This is a genomic window from Hyphomicrobium sp. (genome assembly GCF_036262015.1).
Lineage (GTDB): Bacteria > Pseudomonadota > Alphaproteobacteria > Rhizobiales > Hyphomicrobiaceae > Hyphomicrobium_C.
On record NZ_DATAJR010000007.1, the window covers coordinates 188,428 to 203,994 of the forward strand.

Here is a 15,567-nt window from a genome sequence, read left to right on the forward strand (position 1 = left end):
CGTCTGCACGGGCTGGAGCTGGCGCTAGAACGAGAAACGGAACTCAGCCGTCATTGGAAACAACGTTTGCACAACGTCGAAAACTCGGCCACGTACCAATTTGGACGAATGCTCTCTCACTGCGCAGCGTCTCCCCTTGATTGGATCCGGCTTCCGCTAGACTTGGGCGGGTTTGCATTTCATCGATTTGTCCGCGGGTCATCGCGTCAACCGCATGTCCAACGCGGCTCTTTGCTCAGAGATGCTTCCGATATCGCCCTCTCCCGCTCCTATCAGGATGCGCTCGCCTTTCTGGATTTGCACGGAAGCCCCGAAACCCGCTTCACGCGACACCTTCTGCAGGCCAACGCTTCTCTCCATGAGGACACCGCATGGCTCGCCGGGCTGAACGCCTACCTCGCTCAATTCAAACTGTCACCGGTGGTGCTGCAGCCTGGGGACCGCAACGGCCGCTTCCTGCGGCTCTCTGCTCGGCAGGCTTCGGCCGTTACGCATGGCCCGCGCGTGAGCGTGATCATGACTGCATTCAATGCGGAGGACACCCTCACCCACGCGGTTCTTTCGATCCTCGGGCAAACCTGGAGAAATCTGGAGCTGATCGTTGTCGATGACGCCAGCACGGATAGCACCTGGGCGATGCTGCAGTCGCTTGCTGCCGCGGATCCTCGCATGAGGCTCTTGAGGAGCCGAGTCAATGTGGGTCCCTACGTTGGCAGGAATCACGCTCTCTCAGTCGCAACTGGCGACTTCATTACCTGCCATGACGCCGACGACTGGGCGCATCCTCAACGGATCGAACGCCAGATGGCCTCCCTCACTTCCAAACGCGGAGCGAAAGCGACTTGGTCCTCCATGCTTCGTTTGCGCCGCGACGGCCACTTGCCGGGCTTCGGTCCGATTTCGAGATGGTCGTTCGACGGTGCCGCTCGCCTTGCTTCGGTGTCAGCGCTTTTCGAGAAGCGCTGGTTCGACTTGAACCTTGGACATTGGGATTCGGTGCGCTTTGCCGCGGACAGTGAATTGATCGGCCGCGCCCGTCTTCTACTCGGCAATAAATTCCGAACCGATCGCGTTGTCTCGATGCTTTGCCTGAGTTCCGACACGAGCCTGACCGGCGCCGAACAGACGGGCCTCGGTTCCGCTGTCAGGATGCAATACCGCGCCCGGTGGCAGAAGTGGCATTCGACCCTTCGGCAAGGCGACGCTTACATCGCCTTCCCCCAAACGCAGCGGAAGTTCGAGGCGCCTCTTTCGATGCTGGCGAACCAGGCCGAGATTCATCCTGTCGAGTGCGAAGGTAAAAGTGCAAATGAGACGTGATATGCTGGGAATTCACGCAACACTGGCTTGGAAGGACAAGTCGCTCGCAATACGAGTGCCGGATCGAGACCATATCGGAAATATCGTCCGTGAAACCAGCCGCTTCTATGAGGAAGATCTGCTTTCCGCACTTCACGATGCCGTCCCGCCTGGCAGTCTAGTTGTCGATGTTGGGGCGAATATCGGCAATCACACGCTCTTCTTTTCCAACATCATGAATTGCCGTGTTGTTGCTTTCGAACCTTTGGCTGAGGCGCTGGATTATCTACGCACGAACGTCTCGCTCAATGGTCTGCGCGATCTCGTGGAGATCCGGTCCGTTGGCCTTTCATCGGATATAGGCCATGCCTCCTCGACGTTACAAATCGCCTTCAATCTCGGCTCTTCGCGTCTCACCCAGCACGATGACGGCGATCTGATCCTTTCCACGCTCGACAACGAAACTTTCACAGATCCTGTAGCAATGCTCAAAATCGACGCGGAGGGGATGGAGGTTGCCATCCTCGAAGGAGCCCGGCGCTTTCTGGAGGCGAACCGGCCACTGATCGTCGTCGAGGCCGCCAATGCGACCGAGTTCGATACTGTTGCCAACCTTCTGAAACGGCACGACTACACTCCAATCTCTGTGTTTGCTGCTACTGACACCTATCTCTTCAGTCCGTCCCGGACCGCGGAAGAACTCGAACGCCTGGCGCGCCTCGCAGCCACCATGACGCTCAGAGCGCAAATGACCGCTCGTGCACAAGAGCGCAGACACCTCCAACTGGCGCGGGATATGGAGAGCCGGCTGCAAGAGACGGCCAGGAAACTTTCTGCGATCGAGCGCGACGCGAGAGAGATTCGCCGGCAGCACGACCGTCTGCGGAAAGTCTTGGCTGGTCCTTTATTCCGCGCGTTGTTTTTTTCAGTGTCCACCCTCCGCCGCATCAAGTCTGCCGCCGCAACGAGGCTATCGCGCCTAACGGCGAAGAGTCCCCTCTCTAGTCGACCGACCTCTCGCATGGAGCGGCATTGGCGTCGGCCGGTGTCTCCCTCCACTGCCGTCTCCTCCAATCCGCTGGTTACCGTCATCGTCACGACCTTCAATTCGCAATCGCATATTGACGCGGCACTTCAGTCCCTACTCCAGCAGAGCCATTCGAACCTCGACATCCTGGTCGTCGATGACGCAAGCTCCGATGCGACGCAGGATAAAATCGAAAACATCGCAGCTCAGGATCCGCGCGTACGCCTCATACGTAACCCTAGAAATCTCGGAACCTACTGGGCCAAAAACAGCGCGATGCTCGAAGCGCGGGGCGAGCTGATTACGTTCATGGATAGCGACGACACGTCGGATGAGCGGCGAATTGAGAAGCAGATCGAGGCGATCCGCGTCAACGGCTCCGTTGCGTCGATCTGCAATTGCATTCGCGTAGATCCCGACGGGAATGTCGTTCTAAATCGCGGCCTTCGCGAGCGGACAGCCCTCATCTCGCTCATGATCAAGCGAGACGTTGTGCGCGAGATCGGCTACTTCGATACGGTCCGCACCTCGGCCGATGACGAGTATCTCGAACGCATCAAACTTGTGTACGGCGCGAAGACACTGAAACGCGTCGAGGAACCGCTTTACATCGCGGCGGCGCGCGCCAACTCACTGACAACCACGACCGAGACCTCGGTGTCCCTCTCCGGAGATGAGGCGGATTTTCTTTCGAAACCACGCCGCCGCTACGTCGAGGAGTACAGCGCTTGGCATGCGAAGGTTAAGGCTGCGGGACGACGTCCCTACGTGCCGTTTCCCGTGACGCTTCGGCCGTTTCCGGTCGACGATGCAATCAAAGTCGCCAATGGCACTTTCGACAGACAGCCTATACATGCCTTCATGGCGACCTATCCGCCGCGTCTGAAGCACCTTGAGCGAGCGGTTGGCTCTCTGCTTGGGCAGGTCGATCACCTGTTCATCTATCTCAATGGGTATACATCGGTTCCGCGCTTCTTACGGTCCCCGCGCATCACGGCTCTCGCTGCCGGCACGCTGGAGGATCTCAGGGACGTTGGGAAGTTCTTCCATATGTCAACTGCGCCGGATGGCTATTTCCTCACGGTGGACGACGATATCGAGTATCCTCACGACTATGCCGAGCGCATGGTTCAGGAAATCGAGCGGCATTGCCGGGATGCGATCGTCGGTGTGCACGGCATGATTTTCGCCAATCCGTTAGATCGCTTTTTCAGCGAGCGGCGGAGGGTATTCTCCTTCAAGGATGAGCTCGCGTCGAATGTGCGTGTGAACGCCCTTGGCACCGGCACCGTCGGCTTTCATTCGTCGCTGCTGTCCATGACGCCGGACTTCCGCTCGGCAAAGGGCATGGCTGATCTGTGGCTTGCCATCAAGGCAAAGAAAAACTCCATTCCGATGTACGCAATCCCGCGGCCCCGGCAATGGTTGAAGCCGATTGTTCTAAAGGGCGAAGGCGGGACATCGCTCTACGACGAATTTCACTTCAACGACGTGGTCCAAACCAACTTGTTGCGCGAGGCGGGAGATTGGTCGCTCGACCGACCCAGCGAGCACACGCGTGTGCGCGAAAACATGGCGCAGCATTCGAGCGCCGTAGGCTAAATTTCAGGAACTATGGGGCCACGAAGCAGCGGCGCACCTGATGTTGCTAGCTCAATTCTGCTGGATTCTACCGCCGAAGAGATATTTGTACCACCGTTGGGTGTAGCTATCGAAAGCGTCGCCCTCAATCTGAGAGAGCGCGCTGAGCAACTGTATATGAATCCAGTGGTACTGCCATCGCGCAACGTTGGGTGCTGCACCTGGTACGCTATGGTGTGTCAGATCGTATGCTGTGCACCAGCCCAAGTCATAGAGTGAAAGCATCGCCTTCAGAGATTCGACGCCCTGTTCGTAGAGCTTCTTTATAGAACTATCGCCGGTGGCCTGGCTTGCGTCGTAAAGCCCGAGAAGCGCGTAGACATATCCATTCAAGACAAAACTGGCGGGCTCAGTTGGATACTCTTCGTACCACACATGCCCGTTGTACATGGCCCGGACGCCTCCCTTCTCCGAGGGGACGTGAAAAATCTTGCTAGCGTCTTGCATCACAGGCACCAACGAGCCGTCACCGGTGTGCGCAAACATTCTGGCGAGGAAGGACATCGCCAATCCTTGCCCCATAGCGCAGTACCACGGCGCTCTGATGATCCTTGTCCTCCCTGGATACCAGTCGTGATCATACGTAACGGGCCAAGCACCGGTGGAATCTCGGTTGGCCTTTAGCCAATCGACCACTGCGTTGGCCCGTGCAATCGCATCCGCCTCACCGTTGACGATGAACTTGCTGAAACATTCGAGCCCGTAGTGACCGATGGTTACGATGTAATAGTATGGGCCGCCCCACCGGTAGTGATTCAATGGAATGCCAGAGCTATCCGGAACGATGGAGGCGTCTTTAAATTTGAAGACGTTCTCGCAGTGATGATCGAGATAGCCTCCTCTCCAATTGTATGCGGCCTGAAAAGGCGAACGGCCGATGCCCCCTAACTGCTCGGAACCCTCGCCAATTACGGCTCTGTTCACTTTTGAGATAGCTTGACCCTTTCGTTGGGTTGCATTTGCGGCCCGCACCGGGCCGCTGCTATTCCCTCGAGCGATCGATACAAACTTGCGTAATAGTCGGGAAGGTAGTGAATGGCGTGCAGTCCCCATTTGTGCTCCCCATCCGCAATTATTTTTTCCTCGGGCACGACAATGTCTATAATTTCTGGCATTTCCGATTTCATGAAATCATAGCATCGGTTGAGCAAGTTATTATTGCTCGCAATTTTCGTCGTCCATGAGCAATCAAATGGAACAAGCCGATGCTCGCTCATTTGATATGTCTTGGCCCACAGCGCGCGATGCAAAACCACTGGCCGCCCCCTCAGAGCCCGGCGCAGGCTTCTAACAAATGAGCGGCAAGCTTGCTGCCAAAGCCGATCTGAACGAGCCGAAAATCGGCTTACGACCGCTGCAGCCATTTCTTTAGGCGACAAAATTCCAGACCTTTCGAGCTCGTGACTGCGAGTCACATAAGAGCCCCTATACTCAAGGACGGGGAATCTCTCGTCGACATAATCAATCACAAAGAGATCGTAGTCCGCACTCTCAATGGCCGCGAGAAGTTCTTTGTCAAAGTCGCGACATATTGCTTTGTGCGCGAAATTATTATCAGCGAAAAAATCGCGTCGTTCCAAGATGCAGGGTGGAGCCATCACGCTAATTAGCGATGATCTCGCGAAATAATTCGAACAGGTCAGGCTTTTGCGATCCGGGACTTCAAAACAGTCCCTTGTCACGCAGCTGCCCAATACGAATGCCGTGGGCACGATACATTGCTCCCCAGTAGTACCGGCGAGGATAGCTTGTGTGCGCCGTAAAATGCAATCTATGATTGTTATTTATGCACTTTTGCAACTGAATACAGAACGGGTTCTGCAGCAGAAGTCAAAGCCAGCTCTGTGCGTTGGGTGCGGGCGTTGCGGGCGGTTACGGCAACAAGCCCGGCATCGGAAAGGCTCGAAACTTCACGGAGGACAAGCGCGTGCTCGATGCCGAGCTTGCGTGCGAAGGTGCGCGTGTCCCGCGCGATGCCAGTATGGAGCGCAACAATAAGTGCGGCGCCAAGCGGCGTCAGAGATGCGTCGGCGGCGCAGACGGTCGAGACCATCTGCATGAATTCCGCCTCTGAAAGCTCTTCTGTCGCCGCGACGCTCATGCCGCTTGCAATTGCTGCGACAAGCGGAACGAGACGAGCACCGATTTGGAGGTCGGCGTATCGCTCTGCTCGCCCGCACTCGACAACGGCACAAGGACGTTCAGCTCGGGATAATACCCCGCTACGGACCCGCGCGGCAGATCGTAGGGAACGACGCGGAAGCTTTCTGCTACGCGTTCGATGCCATCGTTGTGGCGGCCAATGACGTCGACGCGGTCGCCCGCCGCGGCTCCGATCTCGGCAAGATCGTCCGGATTGACGAACACGATCTGACGTTCGCCGTAAATGCCGCGATAGCGGTCATCGAGGCCGTAGACCGTTGTGTTGTACTGATCGTGTGAGCGGAAAGTCTGCAGAACGAAGAGACCTTCCTCGCCCGCCGCCCTCTGATGCTCTGTTTGCTTGGGAAGACGGTCCGTGGAGAACGTGGCTTTTCGAGAGCGCGTGTTCCAAACGCGATGCTCGACCGCATTGTAGAGGCGGAAACCGCGTGGCTTGCGCACGCGTTCGTTGTAGCCGTGGAAACCCGGGATGGTGCGTGCGATCCGGTCGCGGATCAGATCGTAGTTTTGTCCCAGCGCTGCCCAGTCCACGACATCCGAACCCACCGTCGCGGCGGCGATGCCGGCGATGATGCCGACTTCCGAGCGCAACTCCGGGGAAGCGGGTTTGTTGATGCCGCCCGAACCGTGCACCATGCTCATGGAGTCTTCGACGGTGACGATCTGTGCGACGCCCTTGGCGTTGCGGTCGATCTCGGTGCGGCCGAGACACGGCAGGATGTAACTCACCTCGCCCGGCAGCAGGTGCGAGTGATTGAGCTTCGTCGCGATGTTCACGGTCAGCTTCTGGCTCATGAGCGCCTTGGCGATGAGCTGGCTGTCCGGCGTTGCGCGGGCGAAGTTGCCGCCGAGGCCGATGAAGGCCTGGGACGAGCCATCGAGCATCGCGCCAATCGAAGCCAGAACGTTGTGGCCATGACGGCGCGGCATCGACACGCCGAATTCCTTCTCGAGAGAGTCGAGGAAAGCCGCGCTCGGCTTTTCGTTGATGCCGACCGTGCGATCGCCTTGCACGTTCGAATGACCGCGAACCGGGCAAAGACCGGTGCCCGGACGGCCGACGTTGCCGCGCAAGAACATGAAGTTCGAGATCTCGCGGATCGTCGCTACAGAGTGGCGATGTTGCGTAACACCCATCGCCCACGTGCAAATTGTGCGCTCGGACGCGATGTAGATTCCGGCAAGGTGTTCCAACTGGGAGCGGGTCAGGCCTGACTGGTCTTCGATCTCGTCCCAGCTCGTGGCTTCCACGCTGGCCCTATAGAGCTCGAAGCCTGATGTGTGTTGACTCAGGAAGCCGTGGTCGAGCACCGAGGGATTGCCCGCCGCGATGGCTGCTGCATCGGCTGCGAAGACGGCCTTGGCCATGCCGCGCACGGCGGCCATATCGCCCCCGATGCGAACCTGATAGTACTCGCTGGCGATCGCCTTCGAGCCGCCAGTCAGCATTTCGAGCTTGTCCTGAGGGTCGGCGAAACGCTCCAACCCCTTTTCGCGAACGGGATTGAAGACGGCCACCTTCGCGCCACGGAGTGCCGCGCGGCGCAGGTCTCCCAGCATGCGCGGATGGTTGGTGCCGGGGTTCTGGCCGATTACGAAAATCGCGTCGGCCTTCTCAAAATCTTCGAGCACAACGGTGCCCTTGCCGATGCCGATGGCCTGCTCGAGCGCAACGCCGCTGGCCTCATGGCACATGTTCGAGCAGTCGGGAAAGTTGTTCGTGCCATAGAGGCGCACGAAGAGCTGATAGACGTAGGCAGCCTCGTTCGAGGCGCGACCGGAGGTGTAGAACTCTGCGCGGTCGGGGCTATTGAGGCTTTTGAGGACGCTTCCGATCTCGGCGAATGCGTCATCCCAGCTGATCTGGACATAGGTGTCGGTGGCGCGGTCGTAGCGCATCGGATGGGTCAGGCGGCCCTGGCGCTCAAGCTCGTAATCCGTCCAGCCGCGCAACTCGGTCAGCGTATGACTGGCGAAAAAGTCAGGGCGAACACGCTTGTCGGTCGCTTCCCAGGCCACGGCCTTGACGCCGTTCTCGCAGAATTCAAAGGACGAGCCGTGCTCGGGGTCGCCCCACGCGCAGCCGGGGCAATCGAAGCCGTCCGGCTGGTTGGCCTTGAGCATGGCCGCCGCGCCGGACAACGGCGCACCGCTGGCCAATAGCTTCTTGCCGCAGCTCTTGAGAGCGCCCCAGCCACCCGCGGCCTTCGACTTCTTGCCAATGAATTCCGGCTTACCCATTGCGTCGCATCCAACGATCATCATGCAGAGACTGTCGTTGTGCATGTGCGAAATTGAATTTTTCCGCAACGGACGCGAGGGTTATGGCAGTCATGCGGAAACAGCAGACCGGGTCTATAAAGCCTTACCGGTGACCCAAATTGCTCCGTTGCTGCGGCGTAAAATCTCGCGACCGCCTACTTTGGGTACTCCGTTGGTCAGTCTTTTTGGCTTAGGTCCGAGGCGCCCTTGGTCAGGACCGTCAGCGCGCGGGGCATCACCTCGTACCTCAGCGGCATGTCGAACTTGCCTAGTTCGCCGTCATTGGCGAGCCGCTTGCGCCGGTTCTTGGCGTGGATCACGAAGCTCGATCCGGTGAGTTTCGCCATTTCAGGGTCGCCGTGCCAGCTGCCGATGATGGCGCGCGCCAGCGCCTTCGCCATTCCCCAGCCGCTGCGATGCTTCGAAACGTACATCGTCAGCTTGCCGCCATCGAGTTTGGGGCGCCTCAGCCAGGGGGTTGTCTCGTCATACCCATTGTTGGTGACGACCACGGACAGCGCGCGAATGCCGAGCCGCTCTTCACCATTGTCGACGACAATCGCGATTGTGCGGCGGCTGGACAATATGTTGCGGATCGTCGCGAGGTATTTGGGAATTCTGTTGAGCGCCGGCCTGCCCCGTAACCTTGCCCGGGCTACCGAATACCGGAGTGTCGTTCCCATCACCGAATTGCAGAGAAAGATGCTGCCATTGACCTTAGCGACGTCGATCTGGATTGGGGTTGCGTCCGCGAGATAGGCGGCCGCATCCTCCAGCCGAAGCGGGATTTCGAGATCTTTGGCGACGCGGTTCATGGTTCCAAGCGGAAGGATGCCCAGCGCAGTCCCGGTTCCGATCAGATACTTGGCCGCCGTCCGGATCGTACCGTCGCCGCCTCCGATGACCAGCACATCGATCGAAGTCGAGACGGCGTGAGAGATCGCTCGCTCGACCTCTTCGGGCGGCACGCACTCGACGGAAACCTGATGCCCCGTTGCGGCGAAAGCCCTTTCGAGGACGGCCCTGATCGTCTCCGGCTGCATTCCCAGCGCGGTTCCGGCCCGGAGGTTTACGATGGCATGTATTTTGAGGACGGACTGTTGCACATGGTCCCGCCCGCTGCTGCCTTCTGAAACGATTGCCGCTTGAACCAAGTTGAGTTTCCCGCAATTGATCGCGTCGTTTTCGTATGGAATTCCGCATCCGGGAAATAGTTGCGTCGCGAGCCGCGGCAAGTGCGGCGAAGCCGCCACCGACTACCTAGGGAAGGAGATAGGAACGTGACGACCGAGCCTGAAAAAGACCGTGTTGGCGTATCCTCGCCGGCGCGTTGGTTCGAGGCGAGACCCCTCCTGCTGGTGGCGCTCCTCGCCTGCGCGGGACTAGCTTTCGCAGTACTGGCGCATGCCGTCATGGAAGGTGATACCCGGGCGTTCGACGAGTGGCTTTTGCTCGCGCTGCGAGAGCCGGGCGATCTTGCAAATCCCATAGGACCTGAATGGTTCGAGGAGATGGTGCGCGACATCAGCGCACTCGGAGGCACAGTGGTTCTCACGCTCGCCGTCGTTATCGTGGCGGGCTATCTCTGGATGGTCGACCGGCCGCAGAAGGCTCTGTTTCTTGTCGTGGCGGTCTCTGCGGGTGCCCTACTCAATCGTCTCCTCAAATTCGGCTTTGCTCGCCCGCGCCCGGATATCGTGGCGCATGGAACCTACGTTTCGACGGAGAGCTTTCCTTCCGGCCATTCGGCGAATTCGGCCATCGTCTATCTGCTGCTCGGAATGATGCTGGCGCGCGTCGAAGCGAGCTATCCCGCGAAGGTCTTCATATTCATCGTCTGCACCATGCTGACGCTGATGATCGGCATGAGCCGGGTCTATCTCGGCGTTCACTGGCCTACGGACGTGCTCGCGGGCTGGGCGGTGGGCGCCTGCTGGGCGCTGCTTTGCTGGTACGTGTTGCTGAGGCTTCAACCGAGCGGGACCAGGCGCTGATTTCGCCTACTCTGCGCTTTCTTCGACGATGCTCTGGAGGTAGGAGCCGTACTGCGAGGATGCGTAAGCGGCTGCCAGCCCTGCGAGAGCCTTTCGGTCAATGTAACCCAGCGTGAAGGCAACTTCCTCCGGGCTTGCGATTTTCAAGCCCTGGCGCTGCTCGATGGTTCGCACATAGGACGACGCGTCGAGAAGGCTCTCGTGCGTGCCGGTATCGAACCACGCGAAGCCGCGTCCCATACGCTCCACCTGAAGCGTGCCGCGCTCGAGATACGCTTGATTGACGCTCGTGATTTCGAGCTCGCCGCGCGCGGAGGGGCGGACCTGCTTGGCAACCTCGACGACATCTGCGTCGTAGAAGTAGAGGCCGGTGACGGCCCAATGGCTGCGCGGGCGCTTGGGCTTCTCCTCGATTGCGATCGCCTTTCCTGTGGCGTCAAACTCGACGACGCCGTAGCGTTCCGGATCGTTGACGCGATAGCTGAAGATCGTCGCCCCGCGGGTGCGCGAGCCCGCGCTTTGCACCAATTCCCTCAAGCCTTGGCCGAAGAAGATGTTGTCTCCGAGCACGAGCGCACACGGATTGCCCGCGATGAACTCTTCACCGATCAGAAACGCCTGGGCCAGGCCATCCGGCTTTGGCTGCTCGGCATAGGCGATCTGAATGCCCCACTGCGATCCATCGCCGAGCAAGCGTCTGTAGAGGGGCAAATCTTCCGGCATCGAGATGATCAGGATCTCTCGGATTCCAGCAAGCATCAGCACGGTGAGCGGATAATAGATCATCGGCTTGTCGTACACCGGCATAAGCTGTTTGCTGACGGCCAGTGTCAGTGGATAAAGGCGCGTGCCCCTTCCTCCGGCAAGAATGATCCCCTTCATCGGCTAGTGTCCCTGCGTCGCGAGCTTCGTGGAATCCGAGCGAAGGAGGCCAAGGCGCTCACCTCCGTAACTGTGGCTGCGGATAGGCTCCCACCACCATTGGTTTTCGAGGAACCAGCGGATCGTCTTGCGAATCCCGGTCTCGAAGGTTTCACGCGGACGCCAACCCAGCTCCTCGTCGATCCGGCGTGCGTCTATGGCGTAGCGGAAATCATGGCCGGGGCGGTCCGCCTCGAAGGTGATGAGATCCGCGTAGCGCCCTTGGGCGCGCGGGACGATTTCGTCCAAGACCGAGCAGATGGTTCGCACGACATCGATGTTGGTTTTCTCGGCGGCGCCGCCAATGTTGTATTTCCGGCCCGAGGTGCCGGAATTGAGCACGACTTCGAGTGCCTCGGCGTGATCGTCCACGAACAACCAGTCGCGAATGTTCTCGCCTGTGCCGTAGACGGGCAGCGGCCGCTCGTCGAGTGCATTGAGAATAACGAGCGGGATCAGTTTTTCCGGAAAGTGGTAAGGCCCGTAGTTGTTCGAACAGTTGGTGATGATCACCGGGAGGCCATAGGTGGAACGCCAAGCGCTAACCAGATGATCGGCAGAGGCCTTGCTGGCTGAATAAGGCGAATGCGGATCGTAGGGCGTATCTTCGTGGAAGGCTGCGTCTCCCGGCTGTAGATCGCCGTACACCTCGTCGGTGGAGACGTGAACGAAGCGAAAGCGCTCAGCCCGATCGGCCGGTAGCTCGCTCCAATAAGTTCGCGCAGCCTCCAACATCGCGAAGGTGCCGATCACGTTGGTTTCAAGAAACACCGCAGCGCCTTCGATCGAGCGATCGACATGGCTTTCGGCCGCGAGATGGAGGATAGCGTCGACGCGCTCACGGCGCAGGATCTCGAGGACGGCAGGGCCGTCGCAGATGCACTGTCGATAGAAGACATAGTTCGGCGCCTCCGCAATCTCGGAGAGATTGTCAAGGTTGCCCGCGTAGGTCAGTTTGTCGATGTTGACGATGCGATCCTGCCGGTTGCGTGCAAGGCGGCGGCAGACCGCGGACCCAATGAAGCCGGCTCCGCCCGTGACCGCAATTACACGCCCACTTTTTTCGTTGGCGGTCATCCGAAAAACTTTCCCCCTGAGCGTCGCGGCACCAGCGCGCCAACTTAGTCCTCCAGCACTGCCAAACCGAACCCGGTCTGGCCGAAGCCGTTGCCATTGTACAGCATGAAAACCTGTCCGCCGTGCCGAAAAACAAATGGATATTCAATCATTTCGGAATCCCATCCTTCGGCGGAGACATCAATGCCACTTTCGGTCATGCGGAGGGACCACGCTTCGCCATCCCGGCTTGCGGCGCATCCGATCCTGTAAGTCCGCCCAGGCGCGCCACGGTAGGAGAACCACATACGATAGCCGGAGGCGGCGTCTCCAACGACCGTCGGCCGTGAAAAGGCTTGAACCTCGCCCAATGCGAACGGCACTGCGAGACCTTCCCGGTGCCAATGATGGCCGTCCTGCGAGACTGCGTGATTGATCACGTGCAACATCTCTCCGTTTCCGGCGTCCCAGGACACCGTGGATCCGTACCACATGCGGTAGCCGCCTTCAGGCCTGCGCTCCACCCAGGGGTAGGACAGGCTGATCGGATCGATCTCGTTCGATCCAAGAAGAGGCGTGGCACCGTCGGGCGTCAAGGATCCATCAGGCTCGATGCACAGCCGCCCAATGTCGCCTCGCCAGTGGCCACCGGGAGGATTCTGCCACCCCATAAAGAGGATGTAGCGTTGGCCATCCACCTCATACCAGCAGCCAACGCTGATGCCGTGTTCGTAGTAGCTGCCCCGTGGCCCATGCTCGATCACGGGCTCCTTGCACTCGCGGACGATCTCGCGCTTTGCCATGTCGAAATCGACGAAGCCGACGGACGATCTCTTCTCCTCGTCGCGGCTGCTGAAATAAATGCGGTAGAGATCGCCACCGAGCGGTACGGCGAGCGGGTTTGCCGCGTGACTCACAAGCTTGGGATGGATGGCCCGCGGTTCATAGATACGGCCAAGTTTTCGCCACCGCGCCATTACTCAGATTTTCCTGAGCTTGGAACTCGGCACGCGCGAGCGCTCCGTCGCGGCCGCCATGTAAACGCCTTCAGACTCAGCGTCGCCGAGCAACATCACGCCCGCACCGAGCACGCATTTATCGCCGACTTTGATGTGGTCGCGGAGGGTGACGTTCACGCCGATGAAGCAGGCCTCTCCAATCACGACGCCACCCGACACAACAACGTGGGAGGCGATGAACGTATGATCGCCGATCGTCGAATGATGCCCGATGTGATTGCCGCTCCACAGCGTGACATTGTTTCCGACCGTTGCGAAGGGCTGCACCGTATTGTCCTCAAGGACAAAACAGTTCTCGCCGATGCGGCCATCATTCAAGACATTTGCGTGTGAGCTGACATAGCTGGCGAAACGGTATCCGAGCGTCTTGCCCGCGTTGTACTTCGCGCGCCGAAGCTCGTTGAGCTTGGCGTAGCTCAACGCCACAAACAGCCAGTTGTCGGTGGCCGGGTAGCGCTGCTCCAGCTCATCGAAAGGAACGACAGGAAGCCCCTTGAACTCCGCAGACGAGACGAACTCTCGATCGACCGTAAAGGCCTTCACCTCGAAGTCTGAATCATTGGTGAAGTAGTAGTGTGCAAGTTCCGCGATATCGCCTGCTCCGAATATGATCAGCGGCTTCTTCATGGCTGAGGCTTCCTGACCAGGATCGTAAACTCGTAGAGCCCGTAGTCGTGCAACAAAGCGACCTGTTTCGAATAGCGCCGCTTGCAGAGATCGAACAAGCGGCACGGATCACCGTAAAACAGATCCTCGCGCATGCGCTCCTTGTCCGAGTAGCTGGTCAAGCAGTTGAAGGCAAAGCCGCGCTTGCCCGCGCGATCGAGAACATCGAGCGTCGCATGCACGTGTTTCAACCACTCCGCGTCCGCCGATCCGAGCTTGACGTTGAAAATCCCGCTGGCGACAGCGAAATCGCATGACTCAGGCGGCTCTGCGGCGACCACGAATTTTGCATTGGCGTCCGGAAACCGGCGTGCGGCGGCCTCGGTCATTGCCTCAGATACGTCGCATCCAATGTATGCGAACCGTGAGAACCGTTTCGACAGATAGCCGTAGAATGCGCCGTATCCGCATCCGAGATCGCTGATCGAAAACGGGACCGAGCCATCGATGACCTTGGCCAGCTGCTCAAAGCGCAGCACTTGGCCTTCCTCGCTATTCCAGTCCACACCGTTCGGCGTCTCGCCGTGTGCGCGCAGTTTCTCGGTGTAATACTTCGCCACATCGCCCAATAGATCAGCCATGCTCTACCTCCCGCTCCGCCACGGACTTTCGGTAGACCTCCTGGACGATCGTGCGCGGCCTGTCCTTCACCTCTTCGAGAATGCGCTTGAGGTAGAGGCCGATTATCCCGGTAAAGAGTGCATTGAGACTGAAGAAGAAGATGATCGTGGCCATGAGCGACGACCAGCCGGACTGCACGGGTCCCGTGAGTGCCTTCAGGATTACGTACGCTCCGAAAATGATGCCGACGCTCGCAAGCACGATGCTAAAAGCGAACATCATGTAGAGCGGCCGGCCGCTGAAGCTCGTGACATAGAGCACGAGCAGCCCGATGCGCTTGCGGATCGAATAGGTGGTCGGCGCCAGAGATCGCTTCTCGAAGTGGTACGGAACCTGGCGATACCCCGTGATGAGCGTCAGCGGCACGAGGACCGGGTTCTGATCTCGAAAGAGCAGCAGTGAGTTGACGTAGCGCTTACTCATCACGCGAATGGTCGAAACATTTCGCGGCAGCTCAACGTCACTCAGGATGCCGAACAGCTTGTAGAACAGCTCGCCACTCGTGCGTTCGAACCAGTTGCCTTTGCGCACGTTCTGAACGCCGTAGACGCAGTCGGCCCTCGCCGCACGCATCTCGGCCAACATCGGAGCGAGATTTTCCGGCGCTTCCTCCAGGTCGCTATCGAGCAGGAAGACCATGTCGCCTTTGGCGTGCTCCAGGCCCGTCAGAAGCGCGCGATGATGTCCAAAGTTCTTGCTGAGCTGGACGAGGACGACGCGGCTGTCGAGATCTGCCAGATCCCGCACGCGCTCTGCGGAACGGTCGGGGCTCCCGTCGTCAACAACGATAAGCTCGACCTCAGTTGCGACGTCCTCGGCAGCCGCTAGTGCGCGTTTCGCGAATTCTTCGATCGTCTGTTCCGACCTGAAGACGGTCGTGACGATACTCAACGAACGG

13 protein-coding genes and 1 pseudogene are annotated in these 15,567 nt (G+C 59.1%); 3 read left to right on the forward strand and 11 right to left on the reverse strand.

Features of this window, described 5'->3' with window-relative positions:
• Window positions 1-231: 231 nt before the first annotated feature.
• Entirely contained in the window at window positions 232-1,320 is a 1,089-nt protein-coding gene (locus VHO05_RS07830; RefSeq protein ID WP_329646043.1) for a glycosyltransferase family 2 protein, read from the forward strand.
• Between the two features lies 1 nt (window position 1,321).
• Window positions 1,322-3,928 carry an FkbM family methyltransferase gene (locus VHO05_RS07835; protein ID WP_329646044.1) on the forward strand — a complete coding sequence of 869 codons (2,607 nt, stop codon included), beginning with the start codon at window positions 1,322-1,324 and terminating at the stop codon, window positions 3,926-3,928.
• Between the two features lie 51 nt (window positions 3,929-3,979).
• Here the strand turns inward: VHO05_RS07835 and VHO05_RS07840 are convergent, their stop codons facing one another.
• The 5 genes and pseudogenes from VHO05_RS07840 to VHO05_RS07855 form a co-directional block, all read right to left on the reverse strand.
• On the reverse strand, window positions 3,980-5,020 hold the full coding sequence (locus tag VHO05_RS07840; protein ID WP_329646045.1) for a D-glucuronyl C5-epimerase family protein: 1,041 nt from the start codon (window positions 5,018-5,020) through the stop codon (window positions 3,980-3,982).
• Window positions 5,021-5,055: 35 nt separating this feature from the next.
• Window positions 5,056-5,679 (reverse strand): annotated as a pseudogene (locus tag VHO05_RS20225) (DUF6270 domain-containing protein); the annotation flags it as partial.
• A 68-nt stretch (window positions 5,680-5,747) separates the two neighbouring features.
• On the reverse strand, window positions 5,748-6,068 hold the full coding sequence (locus VHO05_RS07845) for a hypothetical protein (RefSeq protein WP_329646046.1): 321 nt from the start codon (window positions 6,066-6,068) through the stop codon (window positions 5,748-5,750).
• Entirely contained in the window at window positions 6,065-8,371 is a 2,307-nt protein-coding gene (locus VHO05_RS07850) for an FdhF/YdeP family oxidoreductase (RefSeq protein WP_329646047.1), read from the reverse strand. The genes VHO05_RS07845 and VHO05_RS07850 overlap by 4 nt, the downstream gene beginning before the upstream one ends.
• A 197-nt stretch (window positions 8,372-8,568) precedes the next feature.
• A complete protein-coding gene (locus tag VHO05_RS07855) occupies window positions 8,569-9,498 on the reverse strand; it encodes a diacylglycerol/lipid kinase family protein (RefSeq protein WP_329646048.1) in 930 nt (309 codons plus the stop codon).
• A gap of 174 nt (window positions 9,499-9,672) precedes the next feature.
• Here VHO05_RS07855 and VHO05_RS07860 point away from each other — a divergent pair, with 174 nt between their 5' ends.
• Window positions 9,673-10,386, forward strand: coding sequence for a phosphatase PAP2 family protein (locus VHO05_RS07860; RefSeq protein WP_329646049.1), 714 nt, complete (start codon window positions 9,673-9,675; stop codon window positions 10,384-10,386).
• A 6-nt stretch (window positions 10,387-10,392) separates the two neighbouring features.
• On the opposite strand, the gene rfbA is transcribed toward VHO05_RS07860, so the two are convergent.
• Genes rfbA through VHO05_RS07890 form a run of 6 tightly spaced genes read right to left on the reverse strand, consistent with a single transcriptional unit; the run spans window position 10,393 to window position 15,560 of the window.
• The gene (gene rfbA, locus VHO05_RS07865; RefSeq protein ID WP_329646050.1) at window positions 10,393-11,268 is read right to left on the reverse strand and encodes a glucose-1-phosphate thymidylyltransferase RfbA; all 876 of its coding nucleotides are present in this window, start codon (window positions 11,266-11,268) and stop codon (window positions 10,393-10,395) included.
• Between the two features lie 3 nt (window positions 11,269-11,271).
• Complete coding sequence (rfbB, locus tag VHO05_RS07870; protein ID WP_329646051.1) at window positions 11,272-12,384, reverse strand: dTDP-glucose 4,6-dehydratase; 1,113 nt, start codon at window positions 12,382-12,384, stop codon at window positions 11,272-11,274.
• A gap of 44 nt (window positions 12,385-12,428) precedes the next feature.
• Complete coding sequence (locus tag VHO05_RS07875; RefSeq protein ID WP_329646052.1) at window positions 12,429-13,340, reverse strand: hypothetical protein; 912 nt, start codon at window positions 13,338-13,340, stop codon at window positions 12,429-12,431.
• Between the two features lie 3 nt (window positions 13,341-13,343).
• Window positions 13,344-14,009 (reverse strand): acetyltransferase, encoded by a 666-nt coding sequence (locus VHO05_RS07880; RefSeq protein ID WP_329646053.1) that lies wholly within the window; start codon window positions 14,007-14,009, stop codon window positions 13,344-13,346.
• Window positions 14,006-14,629: a class I SAM-dependent methyltransferase gene (locus VHO05_RS07885; RefSeq protein ID WP_329646054.1), complete on the reverse strand. Its 624-nt coding sequence runs from the start codon at window positions 14,627-14,629 to the stop codon at window positions 14,006-14,008. Before VHO05_RS07885 ends, VHO05_RS07880 begins: the two co-directional genes overlap by 4 nt.
• Window positions 14,622-15,560 (reverse strand): glycosyltransferase family 2 protein, encoded by a 939-nt coding sequence (locus tag VHO05_RS07890; protein WP_329646055.1) that lies wholly within the window; start codon window positions 15,558-15,560, stop codon window positions 14,622-14,624. The genes VHO05_RS07885 and VHO05_RS07890 overlap by 8 nt, the downstream gene beginning before the upstream one ends.
• Between the last annotated feature and the right edge of the window lie 7 nt (window positions 15,561-15,567).